The organism is Kitasatospora sp. NPDC094019 (assembly GCF_044764505.1).
Lineage (GTDB): Bacteria > Actinomycetota > Actinomycetes > Streptomycetales > Streptomycetaceae > Kitasatospora.
In genome coordinates, this window is sequence record NZ_JBIWIF010000003.1 from 97,321 (window position 1) to 117,443 (window position 20,123).

General features: G+C 75.3%; 5 protein-coding genes. 4 read left to right on the forward strand and 1 reads right to left on the reverse strand.

The window, feature by feature from the left end; genetic code table 11:
- The first annotated feature begins 19 nt into the window (after positions 1 to 19).
- The 4 genes from ACIQ9P_RS08325 to ACIQ9P_RS08340 all read left to right on the forward strand — a co-directional run bounded on the left by ACIQ9P_RS08325 (position 20) and on the right by ACIQ9P_RS08340 (position 17,919).
- Positions 20 to 5,983: an SDR family NAD(P)-dependent oxidoreductase gene (locus ACIQ9P_RS08325; protein WP_402351701.1), complete on the forward strand. Its 5,964-nt coding sequence runs from the start codon at positions 20 to 22 to the stop codon at positions 5,981 to 5,983.
- A complete protein-coding gene (locus ACIQ9P_RS08330; RefSeq protein ID WP_402351704.1) occupies positions 5,980 to 16,884 on the forward strand; it encodes an amino acid adenylation domain-containing protein in 10,905 nt (3,634 codons plus the stop codon). The genes ACIQ9P_RS08325 and ACIQ9P_RS08330 overlap by 4 nt, the downstream gene beginning before the upstream one ends.
- 76 nt (positions 16,885 to 16,960) lie before the next feature.
- The gene (fabG, locus tag ACIQ9P_RS08335) at positions 16,961 to 17,704 is read left to right on the forward strand and encodes a 3-oxoacyl-ACP reductase FabG (protein ID WP_402351707.1); all 744 of its coding nucleotides are present in this window, start codon (positions 16,961 to 16,963) and stop codon (positions 17,702 to 17,704) included.
- A 35-nt stretch (positions 17,705 to 17,739) separates the two neighbouring features.
- On the forward strand, positions 17,740 to 17,919 hold the full coding sequence (locus ACIQ9P_RS08340) for an MbtH family NRPS accessory protein (RefSeq protein WP_402351710.1): 180 nt from the start codon (positions 17,740 to 17,742) through the stop codon (positions 17,917 to 17,919).
- A 122-nt stretch (positions 17,920 to 18,041) separates the two neighbouring features.
- On the opposite strand, the gene ACIQ9P_RS08345 is transcribed toward ACIQ9P_RS08340, so the two are convergent.
- Complete coding sequence (locus ACIQ9P_RS08345; RefSeq protein ID WP_402351713.1) at positions 18,042 to 19,691, reverse strand: glycosyl hydrolase family 8; 1,650 nt, start codon at positions 19,689 to 19,691, stop codon at positions 18,042 to 18,044.
- Between the last annotated feature and the right edge of the window lie 432 nt (positions 19,692 to 20,123).

The following is a 20,123-nucleotide window of genomic DNA, read 5'->3' on the forward strand; positions in this document are numbered from 1 at the left end:
AGAGCGACAGGTGGCCCCGATGCCGGAGATGTCCGAAGAACTCGACCAGATCGCCGTCGTGGGGATGGCCGGCCGCTTCCCCGGCGCCCCCGACGTCGACACTTTCTGGAGGAACCTGGAGGAGGGCCGGGAGTCGATCGAGGTGCTCTCCGAGGCCGCGCTGCTGGCCGCCGGAGTGGACCCGGAGGTGTCCGGCCGGGACGGCTACGTCCGGGCCAAGGGCGTGCTCGCCGGGGCCGACCGCTTCGACGCGGCCTTCTTCGGCTACAGCCCGCGCGAGGCCGAGATCATGGACCCGCAGCACCGGGTGTTCCTGGAGTGCGCCTGGGAGGCCCTGGAGTCGGCCGGCTGCGTGCCGGAGGACTTCGAGGGCCGGATCGGGGTGTTCGCCGGCGCCGGGATGAACACCTATCTGCTGCACAACGTCACCGCCAACCGGCGGGTCTTCGAATCGGCGGGGCCCTACCAGACGCTGCTGGCCTCCGACAAGGACTTCCTGGCCACCAGGGCCGCCTACAAGCTGGGCCTCACCGGCCCGGCGATGAGCGTGCAGACGGCCTGCTCGACCTCGCTCACCGCCGTTCACCTGGCCTGCCAGAGCCTGCTCAACGGCGAGTGCGACCTCGCCCTGGCCGGCGGGGTGTCGATCGGCTCCCCGCTGGAGCAGGGCTACCAGTACGAGCCGGGCGGCATCCTCTCCCCCGACGGGCACTGCCGGCCGTTCGACGCCTCGGCGGGCGGCACCGTGCCCGGCAACGGCGTCGGCGTGGTGGTGCTGCGCCGGCTCGCCGACGCGCGGCGCGACGGCGACCCGGTGGACGCCGTGGTGCTGGGCTCGGCGGTCAACAACGACGGTTCACTGAAGGCCGGTTACACCGCGCCGAGCGTCGACGGGCAGGCCGCGGTGGTCTCCGAGGCGCTGGCGATGGCCGGGGTCGACGCGGGCTCGGTCGGCTACGTGGAGACCCACGGCACCGGCACCGCGCTCGGCGACCCGATCGAACTCGCCGCGCTGACCCGGGCGTTCCGCGAGGACACCGAGGACACCGGCTACTGCGCGATCGGCTCGGTCAAGAGCAACATCGGCCACCTGGACGCCGCCGCCGGGGTCGCCGCGCTGATCAAGACGGTACTGGCGCTGCGGCACGAGGCCATTCCGCCGTCCCTGCACTTCACCAAGCCCAATCCCGAACTCGATCTGGAATCCGGTCCGTTCTTCGTCAACGACCGGCTGCGGCCGTGGCCCCGGGGGGAGCGGCCGCGCCGGGCCGGGGTCAGCTCCTTCGGCATCGGCGGCACCAATGCGCACCTGGTACTGGAGGAGGCCCCCGCACCGGACCCCTCGCCCTCGGCCGCACTCGTCGACGAGGACACCGCGCCCGTCCTGCTCCCGTTGTCCGGGCGCACCGCGGAGGCCGTCGCCGAGGGCGCCCGACGGCTCGCCGACCACCTGGAGGCCCACCCCGGCCTGCGGCTCGACGACCTCGCCCACACCCTGGTCCACCGCCGCCGCGCCTTCGGCCGCCGCACCACCGCGGTGGCCCGCGACCGGGCCGGGGCGGTGGCCGCGCTGCGCGCCGTCACCCGCGCCGGCACCGCCGAGGCTTCCGAGGGCGCCCGGGTGGCGTTCCTGTTCCCCGGTCAGGGCACCCAGTACGTCGACATGGCCCGCGGCCTGTACCGGCGGGAGGCGGTGTTCACCGCCGAACTCGACCACTGCGCCGAGCTGTTCGCCGCCGAGCTGGGCGAGGACCCGCGCGCGCTGCTGTTCCCCGCCGCCGGGGACGCCGAGGCGGCGGCGGAACGGCTGACCCGCACCGAGTACGCCCAGCCCGCGCTGTTCCTGGTGGAGTACGCGCTGGCCCGGCAGTGGAACGCCTGGGGCGTGCGGCCGGACGCGATGGTCGGCCACAGCGTCGGCGAGTACGTCGCCGCCTGCCTGGCGGGCGTGTTCGACCTGGCGGACGCCGTCCGGCTGGTGGCGGCCCGGGGCCGGCTGGTCGCGGCGATGCCCACCGGGTCGATGCTCACCGTGTTCCTGTCCGAGCGGGAGCTCGCCCCGTGGCTGGCCGGGGGCTCCGGCCTCGCCGTGGCCGCCCTCAACTCCACCGGTCTGAGCGTCGTCTCCGGCCCGGCGGACGCGGTGGACGGGCTGGAGCGACGGCTGAAGGAGGCCGCCGTCCCCTGCCGCCGGCTGCACACCTCGCACGCCTTCCACTCCCCCGCCATGGACGGCGCGGTCGGCCCGCTGGTCGAGGCGGTCCGCGCGGTGCGCGCGAACCCGCCGCTGATCCCGTTCTGCTCCAATGTCACCGGCACCTGGATCACCGGGCAGGAGGCGACCGACCCGGAGTACTGGGGCCGCCACCTGCGGCAGCCGGTCCGCTTCGCCGACGCGGCCGCGCTGCTGCTCGCGGACCCGTCCTGGGTGTTGCTGGAGGTCGGTCCCGGGCACACCCTCGGCGACTTCGTCCGCCGCCACGGCGCCTGGCAGGAGGGCCGGACGGTCGCCGGCTCGCTGCGCCACCCGCAGGAGCGGGAGGACGACGCGCTCGTGCTGCGCCGGGGCCTGGGCGCGCTGTGGAGCGCGGGCGTGCAGGTCGACGCCGACGTCCTGCGGCCGGGTGCCGACGGGCAGGTGCTGCGGCTGCCCGGCTACGCCTTCCAGCGGCAGCGCTACTGGGTGGAGCCGGACCGCACCGGGCCGGCCGACCCGGCGGCCGCCGGGCGTGTGCCCGCGGCCGGGCCGGTCCCGGTCGAGGACTGGTTCCGCACCCCCGGCTGGCGGCGCCTCGCCCCGCCCACCGGCCCCGCCCGCACCGGTGCGGGCGGGACGGAGGGCGGGCCACTGTGGGTGGTGCTGGGCGACGGCACCGGCCTCGGCGCCGCGCTGGCCGGGCGGCTGGCCGAGGACGGCGCCGCCGTGGTCCGGGTGGGCGTCACCGACGGCTCCGAGCGCTCCGACGGACTGCGCGTCCCCGGTCCGCACGCCCGCGGCGCGAACGCCTGGTCGCTCGACCCGGACGACCGCGCGCAGGCCGCCGCGCTGCTCGGCGCGCTGGACCTCCGGGGCGCGACCTCGCTGCGCCTGGTGCACCTGTTCAGTCTCGGTGACGGCCTGCCCGACAGCGAGGTCCTGGACAGCGCGACGACGGCCGGCGGGGCACTGGACGAGGCCCGGCTGAACGCCGCCCGCCGCCTCGGCCTCGACAGCCTGGCCGCCCTCGCCCAGGCCCTGACCGACGCCCGCCCCGCCGTCCCGGTCACCCTCGACGTGCTCTGCCGGGGCGTCCACAGCGTCACCGGCGACGAACCGCTGCGGCCCGAACAGGCCCTGCTGGCGGGCCCCTGCGCGGTGATCCCCCAGGAGTTGCCGGACGTCGAGTGCCGCCTTCTGGACGTCACCGGCACCGACCCGGCCGCCCCGGCCGCGGAGGCGCTGCGCGCCGTGCGCGAGCTGCTGCTGCGCGACCCCGCGGAACGCGAGCTGGCCCTGCGCGGCCGGCACTGGTGGGCCCGTGACTTCGACCCGCTCCCGCTCCCGGCCGCGGACGCGGCGGCCGACGACGACGCCGAAGGGCCGGACGGACCGGGCGCCCGCCCGGCGCACCTCCGCGACGGCGGCGTCCACCTGGTCACCGGTGGCCTGGGCGGTGTCGGCCTGGCCCTCGCCGAACAGCTGGCCGAGGTCGTGCGGGAGCCGGTGCTGGGCCTGCTCGGACGCTCCGACTTCCCCGCCGAGGAGGACTGGCCGGCCTGGCTGGAGGAGCACGGCGAGCAGGACCCGACCTCCGCCCGGATCCGCCGGCTCACCCGGCTCCGGGACCGCGGCGCCCGGATCGTCCTGCTGCGGGCCGACGTCACCGACGAGCGCGAACTCGGCGCCGCGCTGGCCGCCCTGCGCGCCCGGTTCGGCCCGCTGAACGGCGTGGTGCACGCGGCCGGGGCGCCGTCCACCGGCATGCTCGCCCGCCGCACCCGGGAGGACGCGGACGCCGTCCTGGCGGCGAAGACCGTCGGCACCCTGCTGCTGGACCGGCTGTGCGCGGACGACCCGCTGGACTTCCTGCTGCTCTGCTCCTCCGTCAGCGCCGTGCTCGGCGGCCCCGGCCAGAGCGACTACGGCGCGGCCAACGCCTTCCTGGACGCCTTCGCCCACTGGCGCCGCCGACAGGGCCGACCGGTGACCGCGCTCGGCTGGGGCACCTGGGAGGGCGTCGGCATGGCCGCCGGACTCACCGGCCGGGCGGCCGCCACCGGGCCGGAGACCGGCCACCCGCTGCTGCGCCCGGTCCGCGCCGAGGGCACCACCCGCGTCTACGAGACGGTGCTCTCCACCGCGGACAGCTGGATCGTCGACGACCACCGGCTGATGGGCCACGGACTGGTGCCGGGCACCGCCTACCTCGAACTCGTCCGGGCCGCGCTGGCCGGGCAGGCCGGGGGGCGGGAGATCGAACTGCACGACGTGCTGTTCATGACACCGGTGATCGTCCCCGACGGGCAGCACCGGGCGGTGTTCACCACGATCGAGGAGCGGGACGGCCGCCCGCACTTCACCGTCCGCAGCCGCCCGGCGCCGGACGCGCCGTGGCGCGAGCACGCGACCGGCTCGGCCTCGTTCCACGAGCGCGGCCCGGACGTCGTCCGCGACCTGGCCGAGGTGGCGGAGCGCTGCGAGGTGACGGAGGTCCTGGAGACCGAGGAGGAGATCCGCCGTCGGCTCGGGGTGGAGCGGTTCGAGGAGGGAGGCGGGCCGCTGCGGTTCTGGTTCGGGCCCCGCTGGCAGGTGCTGAAGACCATCCGCACCGGTGGGCGGCGGATGCTCGCCACCCTCCGGCTGGACGACGCCTTCCTCGCCGACCTGGCGGACTACCCGCTGCACCCGGCCCTGCTCGACATGGCCGGCGGCGTCTTCCGGCTGCACGCCGAGGACCCGTACTACCTGCCGCTGACCTACCGCAGCCTGCGGATCCTGCACCCGCTGACCGGCACGGTGGAAGTCGCGGTGGAGATCAGGCACCCGGCCGGTTCGACCGGCGAGACGCTCACCTGCGACCTGGAACTCCTCGATCCGGACGGCCGGTTGCTGGTCGCCGTGACCGACTTCACGGTCAAGCGGATCAATGACGTCGAGGCGCTGCTGACCCAGATCGGACGGACCGTCGCGGAGGCCGAGGCGGCCGGCGCGGACGCCGGGGACAGCGGCGCCGGCGGGGCCACGGGGGCCGGGGCAGGTACCGGGGCCGGCGGGGCGCTGGCCGCGCTCGCCGAGGGCTTCGGCGAGCCGGAGGGCCGGGCCGCGTTCGCCCGGGTGCTGGCGCAGCCGGAGCCGCCCGCCCACCTGGTGGTCACCCCGCAGGACTTCACGGCGCTGCGGCGACTGGCCCGCTCGATCACCCCGGCGCTGCTGGCCCGCGAACTGGAGCAATTGGCCCCGCTCGGCGGCAGTCACCCCCGGCCGGAGCTGGCGACCCCGTTCGTGGCGCCCGCGACCGAGCGGGAGGAGGCCGTCGCGGCGCTCTGGCGGGAGGTCCTGGGCGTCGAGGAGGTCGGCGTGCACGACGACTTCTTCGCCCTGGGCGGCCATTCCCTGGCCGCCGTGCAGATCAACACCCGGATCCGGAGCCGCTTCGGCACCGAGCTCGACCTGCGGGACTTCTTCCAGTCCCCCACCGTCGCGCACACCGTCGACCTGCTGGCCGGGGGCGGCGACGGGAGCGGGGGCGGTGCGGGAGGCGCGGCCGGGGACACCATCGAGGCCCTGAGCCGCGCCGGGGGCGACCGGACGACCACCGACCCCGGCGGGCTCCACGGACTCGACGGAACCAACGGGCTCGACGGGCTCGACGGGCTCGACGACTTCGAGGACTTCGACGACCTGTCCGACGAGGAGGTCGAGGCGCGCCTCCAGGCCCTGCTCGCCGAAGAGGCCGCCGCGGAGGCCGCCGAGCAGGCCACCGACCGGGGGGACCAGGCATGAGCACCCGCGACACCCACGGAACACCCGAGGACGGACGTGCGATGACCACCCCCGACCCCGCGACGCTCACCGCCGCCGAGAAGCGCGCCCTCCTCGCCGAGCGCCTGCGCCGCAAGAAGGCCGCCCGGCCCCGGGAACACCGGTTCCCGGCCTCCTTCCCGCAGCAGCGGATGTGGTTCCTGGACCAGCTGACGCCGGGCGACACCGCCTACAACGTCTGCGGCGCCACCCGGATCCGCGGCCCGCTCGACCTGGACCTCTGGCGGCGCGCCGTCTCCGCGATCGCCCGGCGCCACGAGGCGCTGCGCACCACCTTCCGGGCGGTGGACGGCGAGCCCGTCCAGGTGGTCACCGAGGGTGCCGAGCCGGGCTTCACCGTCGTACCGTGCGAGCACCTGGCCGGGCCGGCCGGCGAGGACGGCGTGCGGGCCCTGGCCCAGGAGGAGTTCGCCCGCCCGTTCGACCTGGCCGCCGGCCCGCTGGTGCGGATGCGCTTCCTGCGGCTCGCCGACGACGACCACGTCCTTCTGCTGACGATCCATCACATCGCCGGTGACCTCTGGTCCACCTCGGTGTTCCTGGACGAACTGGTCACGCTCTACGGCGGCTTCGCGAGCGGCACCGAGCCCGCCCTGCCCGAACTCCCCATCCAGTACGCCGACTACGCGGTGTGGCAGCGCAAGCGGCTGGACGGGGACGGCGCGAGGTCCGACCTGGAGTACTGGAAGCGGACGCTCGACGGCGCCCCGGCCGCCCTGGAGCTGCCGACCGACCGGCCCCGCCCGCCCGTGCAGAGCACCCGGGGCGGCTCCCGCCCGTTCGCGCTGTCCGCCGAACTGATGGATCAGGTCCGGAAGTTCAGCCGCTCCGAGGGCGTCACCCCGTTCATGACCCTGCTCGCCGCCTTCCAGGTGCTGCTGCACCGCTACACCCGGGAGGAGGACGTGGTCGTCGGCGTGCCGGTCGCCAACCGGGGCCGGCCCGAGGTCGAGCGGCTGATCGGCTACTTCGCCAATATGCTGGCGCTGCGCACCGATCTCTCGGGCGCGCCGTCCTTCCGTGAACTGCTCGGCCGGGTGCGGCCGGTGTGTCTGGGCGCGTTCGCGCACCAGGAGCTGCCGTTCGAGCGGCTGGTGGAGGAACTGCACCCGCGCCGGGACCTCTCCCGCACCCCGGTGTTCCAGGTCTCGTTCGTGTTCCAGAACATCGCCATGCCCTCCTTCGACGCGGCGGGCCTGCGCCTGGAGCCGATCGAGGTGCCCGGCAGCACCGCCCGGTTCGACCTGGAGCTCCAGGTCTTCGACCGCCCGGACGGCCTGAGCGGCCGGTTCGAGTACAACAGCGACCTCTTCGACCCGGCCACCGTCGACCAACTCGCCACCCACCTGCGGCTGCTGGTGGAGCAGCTGCTCGCCGGTCCCGACCGCCCGGTGGGCGCGGTGCCGATGCTCGCGGCCGAGGAGGAGCGGCAGCTGCGCGAACAGGGCGACGGCACCCGCCGGGAGTGGCCCGACCGGACCCCGGTCCACCGCCTGTTCGCCGAGTGGGCCGCCCGTACCCCGGCCGCCGAGGCGGTGCGCTGCGGCGCCGAGGCGCTGGACTACGCCGAGCTGGACCGGCGCTCCGACCGGCTGGCCCGCCGCCTCCGCTCGCACGGCGTGGGCCGGGACGTCCTGGTGGGCGTCTGCACCGAGCGCTCGGTCGACCTGGTGGTGGCCCTGCTCGCGGTGTTGAAGTCGGGCGGCGCGTTCGTCCCGATCGACCCGGAGTTCCCGCCGGAGCGGATCGCGTACATGCTGGCCGACTCCGGCCTGCGGGTGCTGCTCACCCAGCGGCCGGTGGCGGAGCGGCTGCCCGCGACCACCGCCGAGCTGCTCTGCCTGGACGAACCGGAGGACTTGCCGGGCTCCGGGCCCGACGCGGCGCGGGTCGCCGAGGAGGACCTCGCCTACGTCATCTACACCTCGGGCTCGACCGGGCAGCCCAAGGGCGTCCAGGTCCCGCACCGGGCTCTGGACAACTTCCTGCGCTCGATGCGGGAACGGCCGGGCCTGACGGCCGGGGACACCCTGCTCGCCGTCACCACCCACTCCTTCGACATCTCGCTGCTGGAACTGCTGCTGCCGCTGGTCACCGGCGCCCGGGTGGTGGTCGCCGAACGCGGCGCGGCCGCCGACGGCGAGCGGTTGTCCCGACTGCTGGCCGCCTCCGGGGCGAGCGTCGTCCAGGCCACGCCGTCCACCTGGCGGATGCTGCTGGACGCGGGCTGGCCGGGCGCGCCCGGGCTGCGGGCCCTCGCGGGCGGCGAGGCGCTTCCGGCCGAACTGGCCCGGCGGCTGCGGGCCGGCGGCGTGGAGCTGTGGAACATGTACGGACCCACCGAGACCACCATCTGGTCGGCGGTGGCCGAGGTCGGGGACGGCCCGATCTCGATCGGCGCGCCGATCGCCAACACCGAACTGCACGTGCTCGACGAGCAGGGCCGGCTGGTGCCGGCCGGGGTGCCCGGCGAGCTGTACATCGGCGGCGCCGGCCTGGCCCGGGGCTACCTGGGCCGCCCGGAGCTGACCGCCGAGCGGTTCGTCCCGCACCCGTTCGGCGCCGGGCCGCAGGACCGGCTCTACCGCACCGGGGACCTGGTGCGCCGACGGCGGGACGGCGGCATCGAGTTCCTCGGGCGGCTGGACCACCAGGTGAAGGTGCGGGGCTTCCGGATCGAGCTCGGCGAGATCGAGAGCGAGCTGGCCCGGCGGCCCGAGGTCGGCCACGCGGTGGTGACGGTCCGGGAGGACGTCCCCGGTGACCAGCGGCTGGTGGCGTACGTGGTGCCGGCGGCCGACGGGGGCTCCGGCCCGGCGGAGGAGTGGCCGGACCAGGTCGAGGAGTGGCGCCGGATCTGGGACACCGCGTACGACGACCCGGACGCCGCCCCGGCCCCGGCCCTCACCCCCGACACCGACACCGGCGCCGATGTCCCCCGCGAGGACCTGCGCGGCTGGAACAGCAGCTACACCGGCGAGCCGATCCCGGCCGGGGAGATGCGCGAGTGGGCCGACCGCACCGCCGAGCGGGTGCTCGCCCTGCGCCCGCGCTCGGTACTGGAGATCGGCTGCGGCACCGGGCTGATCCTCCAGCGGGTCGCCCCCGGCGTCGACCGCTACTGGGGAACCGACATCTCCGAGGTCGCCCTCACCGGCCTGCGCGAGGTCGTCGACGGCGGCGGTGACACCCTCGGCGAGATCGCGCTGCACCTCTGCGCGGCCGACCGGCTCGACCGGCTGCCCGAGCGGCTCTTCGATGTGATCGTGCTCAACTCGGTGGTCCAGTACTTCCCCGACGAGCGCTACCTGCTGCGGGTGATCGAGGGCGCGCTGCCCCGGCTCGCCCCGGGCGGTGCGCTGTTCCTCGGCGACATCCGCAGTCTGCCGCTGCTGGAGTCGTTCCACCTCTCGGTCCAGCTCGCCCAAGCCGAACCGGGCCTGCCGGACGCCCAGTTGCTCGCCCGGACCCGGCGCCGCCTGGCCGAGGACGAGGAACTCGTCCTCGACCCGGCGCTGTTCACCGCGCTCCCGAGCCGGTTCCCGGCGGTCCGCGAGGTCCGGGTGCTGCCCAAGCGGGCCGCCACCGCCAACGAGCTGACCCGGTTCCGCTACGACGTCGTCCTCACCACCGCGGCGGCCACCACCGGCTCCGCCGCGGAGGCGCCGGGGGCCGAGCCGCTGGACTCCGAGTTGCCGCGGGCCGAACCGCTCGACTGGGCCGCCGAGGGCCTGACCGTGGCCGCGCTGCGCGAGCGGCTGGCGACCCGCCGCCCCGCGCCGCTCGACGTCCGCGGAGTGCCCAACGCCCGGCTCCGCGACCTCGCCGACACCCTCGCCCGGCTCGACGACGGCCCCGAGCCGCCCGCGGACCGGCCCGAGGCCGTCGACCCCGAGGAACTCTGGGCCCTCGGCGAGGCGCTCGGCTACCGGATCGACCTCGACTGGTCCGGGCACGGCCCGGACGGCGCGCTCACCCTGCTCGCCCGTCCGCTCGACACCGACGGCGGGCCCCGGTCCGCCCTCCCGCCGGCCCTCCCGCCCGCCGTGCGGGCACCGGCGGCGGAGCCGGACTGGAGCCGCCTCGTCAACGGCACCCGTCGCCGTCTCGCCCGCCGGCTCGTCCCGGTGCTGCGCTCGGCCCTCGCCGAACGGCTGCCCGGCTACATGGTCCCCTCCGCGTTCGTCCTGCTGGACGCGCTGCCGCTGACGCCCAACGGCAAGACCGACCGCAAGGCACTGCCCGCGCCCGACGGCGACCGCCGCGACCTCGACGCGGTGTACGTCGCCCCGCGCGACGAGCGCGAGGAGGCGCTCTGCGCGCTGTTCGCCAAGGTGCTCGGAGTACCGGCGGTCGGCGTCCACGACAGCTTCTTCGACCTGGGCGGCCACTCGCTGCTCGCCACCCGGCTGGTCTCCCAGATCCGGGCCGCGCTCGGCGCCGAGGTCCAGGTCCGGGCGCTGTTCGAGACCCCGACGGTGGCCGGACTGGCCGAACGCCTCGCCGAACGCCTCGGCGCCGACACCGACGGCGACGGCGGCGACGGCGACGGCGGCCCCGGCCGGTCCGCCGCCGCGCCCCGCCCGGCGCTGGCACCCGAACCCCGGCCCGCCGAACTGCCGTTGTCCTTCGCCCAGCGCCGCCTGTGGTTCCTCGACCGGCTGGAGGGACCCTCCGCCACCTACAACATCCCGATGGCGGTACGGCTCACCGGCCCCCTGGACACCGACGCCCTGCGGGCCGCGCTCGCCGACGTGGTGGAGCGGCACGAGGCGCTGCGCACCGTCTTCCCGGACACCGGCGGGGTGCCGCGCCAGCACGTCCTCGACCCGGCCGCCGCCCGCCCGGCGCTGACCGTCACCGCGGCGCCGGAGAGCGAACGGTCCGGGACGGAAGCCCCCGCGTCCGCCGCCGTGAGGGCCGCCGCGCGGCACCGCTTCGACCTGACCGCCCACCTCCCGCTGCACGCCGAACTGCTGGTGCACGGCCTGGAGCGGCACACGCTGGTCCTGGTGGTGCACCACATCGCCGCCGACGGCTGGTCCGTCGCCCTGCTCGGCCGCGACCTCGCCACCGCCTACACCGCGCGCCTCGGCGGGCGCCCGCCGTCGTGGGCGCCATTGCCGGTGCAGTACGCCGACTACACGCTGTGGCAGCACCGGCTGCTCGGCGGCCAGGACGACCCCGACAGCCTGCGCCACCGCCAACTCGCCTACTGGCGCGAGGCCCTGGCCGGACTGCCGGAGCGGATCGCGCTGCCCACCGACCGCCCGCACCCGGCCGCGGCCACCCACCGGGGCGGCACCGTCGCCCTGCGCTGGGACGCCGGGCTGCACACCGCCGTCGCCGCGCTCGCCCGCCGGTTCGACGCCAGCGAGTTCATGGTCGTGCACGCGGCCCTGGCCGCACTGCTGCACCGGCTCGGCGCCGGGGACGACATCCCGGTCGGTGCGACCGTCGCCGGCCGCACCGACGCCGCCACCGAGGACCTGGTCGGCTTCTTCGTGAACACCCTGGTCCTGCGCGCCGACCTGTCCGGCGCGCCGACCTTCCGCGAGCTGCTGGCCAGGGTCCGTGAACGCGGTCTGGACGGGTACGCCCACCAGGACGTCCCGTTCGAGTTCCTGGTGGACGCGCTGCGCCCGGCCCGCACCACCGCGCACCACCCGCTGTTCCAGGTGCTGCTGGCCTGGCAGAACGTCCCGGACGCGGTGCTGGGCCTGCCCGGCCTGGCCGAGGAGGCCGTGCCGGTGGACAGTGGCGGGGCCCGGATGGACCTGGTGTTCTCGCTGACCGGCCGACGTGCGCCCGGCAACGGCGCGCCCGCCGGGATCGACGGCGTCGTGGAGTACAACGCCGACGTCTTCGACCCGGGCACCGTCGAGCTGTTGGCCGAACGCCTGCGGCGGATGCTGGCGGCGGTGTGCGCCGCGCCGGACCGCCCGGTCGCCGAGGCCGAGCTGCTCTCCACCGACGAGCGGCACCGGCTGCTGGCCGACTGGGCCGGCGCCGCCCTTCCGGCGGCCCCCGCCGGCCCAGTCGGCCAGGAGCACGCGGCAGCCGTCCCCGCCACCCTGCCCGCGCTGTTCGAGGCCCGGGCGGCCCGTTGCCCGGACCGGACCGCGGTCGTCGACCCCGGGCGGGAGCTGACCTACGCGCAGCTGGACGCCGAGGCCAACCGACTGGCCCGTCTGCTGATCGCCCGCGGCGCGGGCCCGGAGCGGCCGGTCGCGGTGGCGCTGGGCCGCTCGGCCCGGTCGGTGGTGGCCATGCTGGCCGTGGTCAAGGCCGGCTCCGCCTACCTGCCGGTCGACCCGGACTACCCGGCGGCGCGGATCGCCTTCCTGCTCGACGACGCCCGCCCGGTGCTGCTGCTGACCGACGACCGCTCGGCCGGCGCGCTGCCGGACGGCGAGGTCCCGGTGCTGCGACTGGACCGGCCCGAGGTGCTCGCGGAGCTGGCCGCGCAACCCGACGGCGCGCCGACCGACGCCGACCGCGCCGAGCCGCTGACCCCGGCGCACGCCGCGTACATCATCTACACCTCCGGCTCCACCGGCACCCCCAAGGGCGTGGTGGTCACCCACACCGGCATCCCCGGCCTGGTCGCGGCACAGGCCGAGGGCTTCGGGCTGGACGAGCGCAGCCGGGTGCTGCAGTTCGCCTCGCCGAGCTTCGACGCCTCGGTGGCGGAGCGCTGCGACGCACTGCTGACCGGCGCCGCGCTGGTGGTCGTCCCCAAGGAGGAACTGCTCCCCGGCGAGCCGCTGACCCGGACCTGCGAGCGCTACGGCGTCACCAATGCGACGCTGCCGCCCAGTGTGCTGGCCGCCGTGCCGGAAGGCGGGCTGCCCGCCGGGCTGTCCCTGGTGGTCGCGGGCGAGTCCTGCCCGGCCGCGCTGGCCGACCGCTGGTCGGCGGACCGGCGGATGGTCAACGCCTACGGGCCGACGGAGACCACGGTGTGCGCCACCCTGACCGGGCCGCTGGCGCCCGGCGCCGGTGCCCCGCCGGTCGGCCGGCCGATCGCGGGCGCCCGGGTGTACGTCCTGGACGAGCGGCTGCGACCCGTGCCCGCCGGCGTGCCCGGCGAGCTGTTCGTGGCGGGCGCGGGCCTGGCCCGCGGCTACCTGGGCCGGCCCGGGCTGACCGCGCGCCGCTTCCTTCCCGACCCGTACGGCGCGCCCGGCACCCGGATGTACCGGACCGGGGACCTCGTCCGCTGGCGGGCGGACGGTCGGCTGGACTTCCTCGGCCGCACCGACCACCAGGTGAAGGTCCGGGGCTTCCGGATCGAGCTGGGTGAGATCGAGTCCGCTCTGGCCGCCCGCCCGGACACCGCCCGGGCCGTGGTGACGGTCCGGGAGGACCGGCCGGGGCAGCGCGTCCTGGTCGGCTACCTGGTCCCGCGGCCGGGGGCGGCGCCGGACCCGGCGGAGGTGCGGTCCGCGCTGGCCGCCGAGCTGCCGCCGTACCTGGTCCCGGCCGCGGTGGTGGTGCTGGCCGAACTGCCGCTCACCGCCAACGGCAAGGTGGACCGCGACCGGCTGCCGGCTCCCGGCTTCACCCCCGGCGCCGGGTCCGGCCGGCCGCGCACCCCGGCCGAGAAGACCTTGTGCGCGATCTACGCCGAGGTCCTCGGGCTGCCCGAAGTCGGCACCGGGGACGGCTTCTTCGACCTCGGCGGTGACAGCATCCAGGCCATCCAGGTGGTCTCCCAGGCCCGCAGCGCCGGGCTGGTGATCAGTGCCCGGGACGTCCTGGCCCACCAGTCGGTGGCCGCGCTGGCGGCCGTGGCCGTCCCCGCGGACGGCGCGGCCGGGGTCGAGGACCCCGGCACCGGCACGGTCGGGCCGACCCCGATCGTCGAGTGGCTGCGCGAACTGGACACCCCGATCGGCGGGTTCAGCCAGGAGGCGGTGGTCGCCCTGCCACCGGCCGGGGTGCTGGACCTGCCGCGACTCACCACCGCGCTCCAGGCGCTGGTGGACCACCACGCCGTGCTGCGATCCCGGTTGACCGCGGGACCGGACGGCCGGTGGGGGCTGGAGGTCGGCCCGGTCGGCTCGGTGCGGGTCGCCGAGCACCTGGTCCGGGTGGACGCCGTCGGCGCGGACCCCGAACGGCTGCGGGCGCTGACCGCCACCCGGGCGGCAGCCGCCCGGCGCCTGTTGGACCCGGCCGCCGGGGTGATGCTCCGGGCGGTCTGGCTGGACGCCGGGGAGCACGCGCCCGGTCGGCTGCTGCTGGTCCTGCACCACCTGGTGGTGGACGGGGTGTCCTGGCGGATCCTGCTGCCGGACCTGCGGGCCGCCGGCGAGGCCGCTCTCGCGGACCGTCCGGTGGTCCTGGCTCCCGTCGGCACCTCGGTGCGCCGCTGGTCCGAGCTGCTGGCCGCCGAGGCCGCGGACCCGGACCGGCTGGCCGAACTCCCCGCGTGGCAGGAGCTGCTGACCGGGACCCCGGCGCTGCTGCCCGCAACGGGTGGGGTCGTCGGCTCCGACACAGGCTCCGACACCGGGCCCGGCACCGGCTCTGACACCGACACCGGCTCCGACACCGGGTCAGGCTCCGTCTCCGGGCGTCTCGTTCTCACCCTCCCGCCCGAGGACACCGCCGCCCTGCTCGGCACCGCCCCCGGCGCGTTCCACACCGGCGTGCAGGAAGTGCTGCTGGCCGCGTTCGGCATCGCCCTGGAGGAGTGGCGCCGCCGCCGCGCACCGCTGGACCCACCGGCCGACGGCGTCCTCGTCACCGTGGAGAACCACGGCCGTCAGGAGGATCTCGCCGACGGCGTCGACCTGTCCCGCACCGTGGGCTGGTTCACCAGCGTCCAGCCGGTCCGGCTCGCCCCCGGCCCACTGAGCTGGACCCTGGTCACCGAGGCCGGGAGCGAGCTGGCCGCCGCCGTCGTCCGGATCCGCGAACAGCTGGCCGCGCTGCCCGGAGACGGCCTCGGTCACGGGCTGCTGCGGCGGCTCAACCCCGCGACGGCCCCCGTGCTGGCCGAACTGCCCTCCCCCCAGGTCGCGTTCAACTACCTGGGTCGCTTCGCCGACGCCGGACCGGACACCCCCTGGGCGCCGGTCACCGCCGACGCGGCGCTCGCCCTGGGCGACCCGGACGCCCCGGCCGGGCTGCTCACCCACCCGGTGGAGCTCAACGCCGTCACCTACGACAGCCCCGACGGCCCCCGGCTGGCGGCCGGCTGGACCTGGGCGGAGGGCCCGCTGACGGAGCCCGAGGTGCGCGAACTGGCGGAGACCTGGTTCGCCGCCCTCAGGGCCGTGGCCGGGTGCGCCGCCCTGCCCGGCGCCGGTGGTCCGCCGCCCGCCGGGCCCACCGCCCGCCGCCGTACCCGGCCCACCCGGGCAGCCCGGGCCGGCCTGGCCGGCCCGGCCACCGACCACGTGCCGACGGCCGACCGCACCCACGGCCTGCCGCTGTCCTTCGCCCAGCTGGACATCATGCACCAGCCCGTCGACCCGGGATCCTCGCACCACAACGTCATCACCGCGACCGTGCTCACCGGCACCCTCGACCCGGCGGCGCTGCGGGCGAGTCTCGACACGATCGTGGACCGCCACGAGGCGCTGCGGACCAGGATCGTCGAGGACGGCCCCGGCGACTGGCGCCAACTGGTCGACCCCGTCGGCGGCTGGCCGCTCGCCACCGTCGACCTGCGCGGCGAACCCGCCGCCGACCGCCGGGAGGCGGTGCGCCGACTCGTCGCGGCCGAGGTGGACCGCCCGTTCCGGCTGGCCGAGGGCCCGTTGGTACGGGGCACCCTGGTCGCCACCGAGCCCGGCGAGTGGGTGCTGGTGCTGGTGCTGCACCACATCGTGGTCGACCTGTGGTCGTACGCGCTGCTGGGCCGCGAGCTGGGCGAGCTGTACGCGGCCCGGGTGCTGGGCCGCGAGCCGCGCCTGCCCGCGCCGTCCGCGCAGTACCCGGACTGGGCGGCCTGGCAGCGGCGACGGCTGGCGGACGGTGTGTTCGACGAACATCTCGCCTACTGGGAAAGGCTGTTGGCGGATCTGCCGGCACTGCCCAGGTTCGAGGCGCCGGAGCACCAGCGGACCGGGGCCGTCACCGGGTACACCAGCGGCTTCGTGCTGGAGCCCGCGCTCACCTCGGCCCTCAAGGAGGCGGCGCAGCGCGAGGGCGTGACCCTGTTCATGCTGCTGCTGACCGGCTTCCATCTCCTGCTGCAGAGCTACGCGCGGAGCGAGGAGCCGGACCGGACCCCGACCGGAACTCCGACCGGAACTCTGGACGGGACTGCGGACGCGGCTCCGGGCGGTGACCTCGCGGTCGGCTTCCCGCTGGCCGGCCGGGAGCACCCGCAGACCGAGCAGATGATCGGCTTCTTCATCAACCCGGTCGTGGTCCGCCCCCGCCCGGCCGCCGACGCGACCGTCCGCGAGCTGCTGGCCGCCGTCCGGGCCGGTGTCCTGGACGCCCACCTGCACCAGGAGGTCCCGCTGCGGCAGCTCCGCAAGGACGCCGGGGAGGACCACAACCCGCTGCGGCTGCTGTTCAACCTGCTGAACGTCGCGGGCGATCCGCTGGACCTGCACGGCCTCACGGCGGCGCCGCTGAGCCTCGCCGTGGGCGACGCCGAGGTGATCCCGGAACTGGTCACCGAGATGCGCCCGCACAACGCCGACCTCTACCTGATGATGCACGAGTCCGAGGCCGGGCTGCGCGGCCTGTGGCTGTACTCGCCGGACCGGATCGACCCGCGTTCGATGGCCGCCATGATGCGCCAATGGCCCCTCGTGCTGGAGCTGTTGACGCACCGGACCGACCTCCCGCTGGCCGAGCTGCGGCGTCGCGTCCGCGACCGTCCGACGACCTGATCCCCCGCCGCCTCCCCGGCCCCTCCCCGCCCGATCTCCCCTCGACTCCCCGCCCGTTCGACCCGAAAGGCCCTCGATGAACCGGACCGCCGACCCCGTCGCGCTGATCACCGGTGGCACCCGCGGAATCGGCCGCGCCACCGCCCTGCGGCTGGCCGAGGACGGATACGACATCGCCCTCTGCTACAGCGCCGACGCCGAGTCCGCCCGCTCGCTGGAGAAGGAGCTGCTGGACCTCGGCCGCGCCGCCTACGTGCGCCGGACCGACGTCGCGGACGCCGAGGCCGTCCGCGACCTGGTGGACGGCGCCGAGGACGCGCTCGGCCCGATCACCGCACTGGTCGCCTCGGCGGCGATCCTCCGCGACACCCCGCTGCTGCTGATGGAGGACCAGGACTGGCAGGACGTGCTGCAGGTCAACCTCAGCGGCGTCTACCACGCCTGCCGCGCGGTCGTCGACGGCATGGTGCTGCGCCGCCACGGCGCCATCGTCACCCTGTCCTCCGTCGCCGGGATCTGCGGCAATCCCGGGCAGACCAACTACGCGGCGACCAAGGCCGGCATCATCGGCTTCACCCGCTCGCTCGCCCAGGAGGTCGGGCGCTACGGCATCCGCGCCAACGCCGTCGCCCCCGGCTACATCGACACCGACCTGGTCGCGCAACTGCCGGAGGAGGCCGTCGAGCGGTCCCTCGAACAGGTCGCCCTGCGTCGCCTCGGCCACCCGGAGGAGGTGGCCGACCTGGTCGCCTTCCTCCTCTCCGACCGGGCGAGCTACCTCACCGGCGAGGTCCTCCGCATCGACGGCGGCTTCCGCTGACCGACCGCCCCGTCCCCTCGTCCCTGGAGCCCACCGTGCACCTGGAGCCCGCCGTGCAGTGGACCGTCCTGGTCAACGACCAGCAGCAGCACGCCCTCTTCCCCGCCGACCTGCCCACCCCCGCCGGCTGGCACCCCACCGGCTTCACCGGCACCGAGGACGCCTGCGAGACCCACGTGGACGCCACCTGGCCCGACATCCGCCCGCTCGCGTAGGCCGCCGGGACCCCGGCCGGACGGCACGCGGGGCCGTGCCCCGGGGAGGTGTTCCCCGGGGCACGGCCCGATCGGCGTCCGGCGCCGCTGTGGCGGCACTCATGCAGGGGGGTCCGCCGAGGTTACGGCACCCAGTAGTTGCCGGAGGCCACGATCATCGACTGGAGCTGGACACTGCCCCCGTAGTAGGTGGACGGGCTGATGGGGGTGGCGACCAGCTTGCTCCAGAGCGCGTCCAGCCAGGTCTGGGAGCCCGGGTCGGTCATCGCGGTGACCACGAACGGCGCGGTGAAGGCCATGTCGCTGCCGGTGTCGAAGGCCGAACCGTTGAGGTGGTAGCCGTTGGCGACCGAGCCGGCGTTGCCGCCGGTCTTGGCCTTGATCCAGGAGTTCAGCTTGCGGGCCGAGGCGAGCGAGGCGGCGTCGCCGCTGGTGACGGCGTCGGTGCCGATCCGCCACGGGTCACGGCACGCGTTCCAGCCGAAGTCACCGTCGTTGGGGCTCTCCAGCACCTGTCCGGCGGCCGGCTTCGGCGTGGTGTTGGTGTTGACCACGAAGTCGGCGAGCAGACCGGTGGAGGCGGCGTACTTGGACTGCTGCGAGGTGATCAGGTTCTGGTGGGCCGTGCGGATCGTGTCCCAGGCGCCGTCACCGGTCGCGGTGCGGAAGGCGCGGAAGTGGTCGATCATCCAGTCCGAGGAACGGGTCGTCCAGTAGTACTGGTCACCCGAGTCGGACCAGTCGCCGAGCTTCATCAGGTGCGTGGTGGGGTTCACCTCGCTCGCCTTGATGGCGTTGATGTGCTTGATCGCCAGGTCCTTGTAGTTGTACGTCCCGGCGGATCCCCACTGCTTGTCGGCCAGCAGCAGCCCGTAGGCGACGTCGAGGTCACCGTCGGTCGCCGAGTCCGAGCCGTTGACGCTCCGGCAGGAGGTGTCCTGCTCGGCGGCCAGCAGGTTCGCGTTGTTGACCGAGGGGTGGGCGAGCACGTACTTGACCAGGCCGTCGAAGGCCGTCTTGGCGTTCGGGTCGGCGCCGGCCATCAGGGCCGTGATCACCAGGCCGTAGCCCTGGCCCTCGGCGACGTAGGGGTGGTCGGCGTCGGGCGAGATGACCTGGTACCAGCCGTTGCCGCAGTTCTGCTTGAGGAAGGACGCCTTCCAGGAGTTGTACTTGTCCACCACCTGCTGGTCGACGGCGGCCGTGGTTCCGCTCGGGCGCAGCGTGCCGGCCGCGTACGGGAAGGCGTGACTGCCGAACGGGACGGCCGGGCCGCCGCCCGCGGACTGCGGAGTGACGTCCAGATAATCGGCGTTGGGTCCGCCGTTGGCCGTGAGGGCGGTGGCGCGGACGGTGTTGGTGCCGGCCTTGAGCTGGACGGTGAGGGTGACGTTCGCCCAGGTGTCCCAGGTGGTGGTGGCGGGGAAGGAGAGGCCGGCGGACGCGACGGTGCCGTTGACCTTGATCTCCATCCGCCGGTCGGCGGTGGTGCCGTTGGCGTAGCGAAGGGCGAGGGTGGCGGGCCCCGCGGCGGCCGAGGTCACGGTCCACTCGACGTAGCCGCCGGTGACGTTGGTGTAGTCGACGAAGCCGCTGCCGGAGTAGCCGGTGTGGTTGGTGGCGACCGCGCCCTGGGAGAGAAAGGCGTTCTCGGCCTCGTAGCGGGTGGGGGCCGCGGCGGTGGGGGCTGCGGCGGTGGCGGCGACGGGCAGCAGGGCGAGAACGGTGGGGGCCAGTACGCCGGCCGCGAGGGCACTCCTGAATCGGTGCACGTCTACTCGATTCTCTGATCAGGGATCACGTGGGGGGAGGGCGCCTGGAACACGGCGCCGCGTGAGCGCGGGTGGCCACCGGGCACGCGGTGTTCAGGATCGCTACCCGGCACGGACCCGTCAATAGATATAGTTAGGAAAGTTTCCCAAATAGGGTGGCGGCGCGCGCGAGGGCGCGCGGGGGTATTTCGACCCCCCTCCACTCCGAGGCGATCCGTCACCGGGTGGGTCATCGGGTGAGTCGTCAGATGGGTCGCCGGGTGGGTCATCGGACGAGTGGCCGAGAGTCCACCGACCAATCATTCGGAAACTTTCCTAACCAAATCCATTGACCACGGCGCCCGGTGCCCCGATTCTGTGAGACACCCGCCGCGGACCGTCGCCGTCCGCCACGGCCGCTCCTCCCGCCTCCCCCTGACCTCCCGCCACCCC